Origin of the sequence: Streptomyces sp. NBC_00670, from assembly GCF_036226765.1 — a bacterium.
Classification (GTDB): domain Bacteria; phylum Actinomycetota; class Actinomycetes; order Streptomycetales; family Streptomycetaceae; genus Streptomyces.
Genome location: NZ_CP109017.1, coordinates 297,512 through 302,638, shown reverse-complemented (window position 1 = coordinate 302,638; position 5,127 = coordinate 297,512). Strand labels below are relative to the sequence as shown.

General features: G+C 74.0%; 4 protein-coding genes. 1 reads left to right on the top strand and 3 read right to left on the bottom strand.

Translation table 11 applies throughout. The features are described 5' to 3' along the window. Window positions 1-43 precede the first annotated feature (43 nt). Window positions 44-247: an MbtH family protein gene (locus OIE12_RS01300; protein ID WP_329130762.1), complete on the top strand. Its 204-nt coding sequence runs from the start codon at window positions 44-46 to the stop codon at window positions 245-247. Window positions 248-310: 63 nt separating this feature from the next. On the opposite strand, the gene OIE12_RS01295 is transcribed toward OIE12_RS01300, so the two are convergent. The 3 genes from OIE12_RS01295 to OIE12_RS01285 form a co-directional block, all read right to left on the bottom strand. Next, on the bottom strand, window positions 311-1,381 hold the full coding sequence (locus OIE12_RS01295) for an iron-siderophore ABC transporter substrate-binding protein (protein WP_329130760.1): 1,071 nt from the start codon (window positions 1,379-1,381) through the stop codon (window positions 311-313). 76 nt (window positions 1,382-1,457) lie between these two features. After that, a complete protein-coding gene (locus OIE12_RS01290) occupies window positions 1,458-3,269 on the bottom strand; it encodes an ABC transporter ATP-binding protein (RefSeq protein ID WP_443053735.1) in 1,812 nt (603 codons plus the stop codon). Then, entirely contained in the window at window positions 3,266-4,963 is a 1,698-nt protein-coding gene (locus OIE12_RS01285) for an ABC transporter ATP-binding protein (protein ID WP_329130758.1), read from the bottom strand. Before OIE12_RS01285 ends, OIE12_RS01290 begins: the two co-directional genes overlap by 4 nt. Between the last annotated feature and the right edge of the window lie 164 nt (window positions 4,964-5,127).

The following is a 5,127-nucleotide window of genomic DNA, read 5'->3' as shown; positions in this document are numbered from 1 at the left end:
CCACCCGTATCCGCACTCACGCACAGAACGAGGAGACTCCCGCATGAGCAACCCCTTCGAAAACCCCGACGGCGTCTACTCCGTCCTCGTCAACGACGAGGGCCAGTACAGCCTGTGGCCCGAGTTCGCCGAGGTCCCCGCGGGCTGGACGGTCGCCCACGGCCCGGCGGGCCGCCAGGAGTGCCTGGACCACATCGAGACGCACTGGACGGACATGCGGCCCAAGAGCCTGGCCGAGGGCGCCTGAGACACACGGCAGAGGGGGCGGACCCGGTACGCGGGCCCGCCCCCTTCGTCCTCCCCGCGCACGTTACGACGCCGGCTGATCCACCTTCGTCGACGCCTTGCCGTCCACCGCCGCCGCGAGCTGCGGCACCATGCGGTCCAGGACGTACGGGATGCTCAGCACGGTCGACAGCGACACCGCGTTGCCGTAGTCGCCGCTCTCCTTGACGAAGACCTCGCGGCCCTCCTTCACCACCTTCAGGTCCCCGTACACCTTGTCCTTGTGCAGCTTGGTGACGGCCGAGGTGGTGTCCGGCACGATCCACACGTCGACGTCCTGGTCGAGCAGGTCGAAGCGCTCCTTGCTGATGTTGGCGCCGAACTTGTCCCCGATCACCTTGTCGAGATCCTCCGGCAGCGAGAAACCGAGGTCGGACAGGAGCCGGGAGCGCGGGTCCTCGCTGCCGTAGACGAACGTGCCGTCGTACGGCGTCGCCATCACCGCCGAGGCCCCGGCGAAGGACGGGTTGGCCTTCTTGGCCGCGTCGAACTTCTCCTCGACGCCCGCCACCAGCTTCTTCGCCCTGTCGGCCTGGCCGAGCGCCTTGCCGATCTCCTCTGTCTGCTCCTGCCACGGCACGCCGTAGTCGTTGTACTTCTTCGGCTGGGCGACGACCGGGGCGAACTTCGACAGGCTCTCGTACTGGGACTTGGTGAGCCCCGAGTAGACGGCGAGGATCAGATCCGGCTTCAGCGCGGCGATCCGCTCCACCTGGGGGCCGGTGCCGGTGTCCTTGAGTACGGTGGGCGCGGCGGCGGAGCCGAGCTCGTCCTTGGCCCACGGGCCGATCGCGCCCTTGTAGCCGCCGAGCCACTCGGTCGTCCCGACCGGCACCTTGCCGAGCGCGAGGACCGCGTCCTGGTCCGTGAGGCCGACCGTGACGATCCGCTTCGGCTCGGACTTGATCGTCGTACTGCCGTACTTGTGGGCGATGGTCACCGGGTAGGAGCCGGCCGCGGCGGACGAGCCCGAGTCCCCGGACGCGGCCGCACCGGAGTCGGAGTCGTCGGAACCGCAGGCGACCGCCGTTCCGGCGAGCAGGAGGACGGAGGCGAGCAGACCGGTCAGCCGGGAGGCTCTGGTGGTACGGGACATCGGGCGTTCCTTCTGTTGTCGGTGACACGGGGTGGGAACAAGGGGGGCGGCGTACGGGGGAGAAGGGGCCGGGGGCTCAGCCGGGTTCGTGGACGTCGTCGGGGGAGCGGCTGCCGGACCAGGCGGCCCACAGGTCCGCGTACGGCCCCTCGGTGGCGCGGAGTTGGTCGTGCGTGCCGCTCTGCACGACCCGGCCCTCGCTCAGGACGACGACCCGGTCGGCGGTGGCGGCCTGGCTGAGCCGGTGCGCCACGACCAGGGCGGTACGGCCGCGCAGGGTCCGCTCCGCGGCCTCGTCGAGCAGCCGTGCGCCGGAGCTGCCCGCCTCCGCGGTGGCCTCGTCGAGGACCACGACCGGCGGGTCGGCCAGCAGCAGCCGGCCCAGGGCGAGTTGCTGGGCACGGTCGGCGGTGAGCCGGTGGCCGCCGTCGCCGACGACCGTGGCGATGCCCTCCGGCAGGGACTCGACCCAGCCCAGGGCGCCCACCGCGGTCAGCGCCTCCCGCAGCTCCTCCTCGCTCGCGTCCGGGCGGGCCAGCCGCAGATCGTCGGCGAGCGGCCCGGCGAACACGTGCACCTCCTGGGTGACGAGTCCGACCGTGCGCCCGGACTCGTCGGGTGCGACGCCCGCGACCTCGACCTTCCCCTCCTGCGGCCGGTGCAGCCCCGCCACCAGCTTGGCCAGGGTGGTCTTGCCCGAGCCCGTGGTGCCGACCAGCGCGACCCGCTCCTTGGGCCGCACCTCCAGGTCGACCCCGTGCAGCACGGGCCGGCCGGGCACGTACGCGTGCACGACACCGGACAGCACGACGGAGGGGTCGCCCGCACCCCGGTCGTCCGACCGTGTGACGGGCGCCGGCGGTTCGTCGACCACACCCACCAGCCGGGCCAGTCCCGCCGTCGCCGACTGGGCGTCGTCGAGGAGGACGAGCGCGGTGTTGACCGGGCCGAAGAGGCTGTGGAAGTACAGCGCGGCGGCCGTGGCCGTGCCCACCGAGACCGACCCGGAGCGCACCAGCCAGAACCCGGTGACCAGCACGGCGGCGAGCCCCACGTACTCCGCGATGTGCAGCCGGCCGTAGAAGCGCAGCACCAGCCGCACCCCGCGCATGGTCAGCTCCACGGCGCCGCGCGAGCGTGCGGTGACCCGGCCGAGGTGGGCGTCCTGGAGGCGGTGGGCCCGTACGGTCCGGGCCCCGCCGATGCTGTCCAGCAGTTGCTGCTGCTGGGCGCCGGTGGCGATCCGCTCCTTCGCGTACAGCGGCACGGCGTTGCGCACGTACCAGCGCGCGGTGTGCGCCTGCACGGGTACAGCGAGCAGCGCGGCGGGCAGGAACCGCCAGTCCAGTACGGCCAGTGCGACCACGGTCAGCACGATCGACAGCCCGGAGCGCACCAGCTCGGGCAGCGCCGTGCGCACCGCCTCGGCGACCCGTGAGACGTCCCGGGTGACCCGGGCGTTGAGATCGCCGGAACCGGTCCGCTCCAGCCGCTCCAGCGGCAGGGACAGCGCCCGTTCCACGAACAGTTCGCGCAGCCGGGCGAGGACGGTCTCGCCGAGCCGGGACACCAGGGACATGCCCAGCGCCGTGGTGACCCCCTGCACGGCCGCGACGGCGGCGAGGGCGAGGACGGGGGTGGTGAGCGCGTCGGCGGAGCGGTGCTCGGTGACCACGTCGACGATGCGGCCCAGCAGCGGCTGGGTGAGCAGCCCGACGGCCGTGGCGGCCACCATCAGCCCGAGCCCGGCCGCCGCCAACCCCCGGTGCGGACGCAGCAGTTCGCGTACGGCGGCCCGGGTGCGGGCGGGGGTCGCGGTGGGGAGCAGCTCGGCGGAGGCGGAGGCGGAGGCGGGGGCGGAGGCGGGGGAGGGGGCCGGTGTGGTCACGCGAGCACCGCCGTCCGGTAGGCCGGGTGGGTGCGTACGAGGTCCGCGTGCCGGCCCTCGGCGCCGATCCGGCCGCCGTCGAGCAGGACGACCCGGTCGGCGACGGCGAGCAGGGCCGGGCTGTTGGTCACCACGACCGTGGTGCGCCCCTGCCGGTACGCGCGCAGCCCCTCGGCGATGCGGGCCTCGGTGACCGCGTCGACGGCGGTCGTCGGATCGTGCACGACCAGCACGGGCGGCTCCGCGCGCAGGGCCCGCGCCAGCAGCACCCGCTGCCGCTGCCCGCCGGACAGCGACCGGCCGCCCTCGCCCACCGCGGTGGCGAGACCGTACGGCAGGGAACCGGCGACCTCGTCGGCGCGGGACGCGACCAGGGCGGGGTCGACCTCCGTGGCGGCGGACTCCGTCCCCAGGGTCACGTTGTCGGCGAGCGAGCCGTCGAACAGGGCGGCGTCGTGGGCCGCGACGAGCACCGCGCCCCGCAGCGCCGTGGGGTCCAGGGCGGTCAGCGGGGTGCCGTCGAGCTCCACGGAGCCGGTTTCGGGGTCCGTCTCCCGGCCCAGACAGCGCAGTAGCGCCTCCGCCGCGGCGGGGTCCGTCACCGCGATGCCGGTCAGCCGCCCCGCCGGTACGTCGAGATCGACGCCGTCCGGACCGCCGAGCCGCACGCCCCGCAGCCGCAGCTCCCCGCGCACCGGCGCCGGCACCGGGCCGCTCCCGCCCACCACGGCGGGCCCGGCGTCCAGCACCCGCGCGATCCGGGCGGCCGAGGCCCGCCCCTGCGCCAGTTCGGTGTTGACCCAGGCGAACGTCTCCAACGGCCCGAGCAGGAACAGCGCGAGGCCGACCGCGGACACCAACTGCCCGAGCGTGAGGGACCCGTCGAGCGCCAGCCGCCCGCCCACCAGCGCGATCAGTGCGAGGAACGCTCCGGTGAGGGTCAGGACGAGCCCGGTCTGCCAGGACTCGGCCCGGGCCGCGCGCAGGGTGGCCGCCAGGGAGTCCTGACTGGTGCGGCGGTACCGCTCGATCGCCGCCCGCTGCGCGCGCAGTCCCTTCAGCACCCGCAGTCCGGCCACCAGGTCGGCGGCGACGCCCGAGGCATGCGCGGCCCGGTCCTGCTCGGCCTCGCTGCGCCGCTCCAGCGGCTTGCTCAGCAGATGCCCGAGCCACAGCAGCAGCGGCGTGCCCAGCAGTACGATCAGACCGAGGGGCACGGATGTCAGCAGCAGTGCCACCGCGCTCACGGTGACGCCCGCGACGGCCCAGATCCCGCTCATCAGCGCCATGTTGACCGCGCCGACCCGCTTGGCGTCCTCGGTGGCGACGTTGACCAGCTCGCCGGGGAGCCGCCCGTCCTCGGCGCCGCCGCGCGCGTCGAGGACCCGCCGTACGAGCGCGAGCCGGAGTGTGTGCGCGGCCTCCTCGGCGGCGCGCTCCCCGGCCCGGGCGCCCAGCCGGAAGCTCCACGACAGGCACACGTACATCACGGCCAGCACCACCAGCCACAGCACCAGCCGTTCGCCGTCCCGGCCGGCGACGGCCTGGTCGATGACGACACCGATGAGCAACGGCACCAGGGCCTCGCCGAGTTGGTGCACGCACCCGAGCGCCGCACCGAGCCCGACGCGCCGGGCCTGTCCGCCCACCGACCGTGCCAGGACGTCCCGCCCCGTCAGCTTCCCTGCTCCCACCCGCAACCTCCGACACCGGTCAACTTAGGTAAGGCTACTCTAAGTTATGACCCGGTGGTCAACGCCCCGGGAGGAATTTCCGGCGGGAAGGGCCTTGTACTGCGCCGATACCCGCACGGTATCGGCGCTGCGGAACGGGACTTGGACAGTCGCCGGTCCGGGCG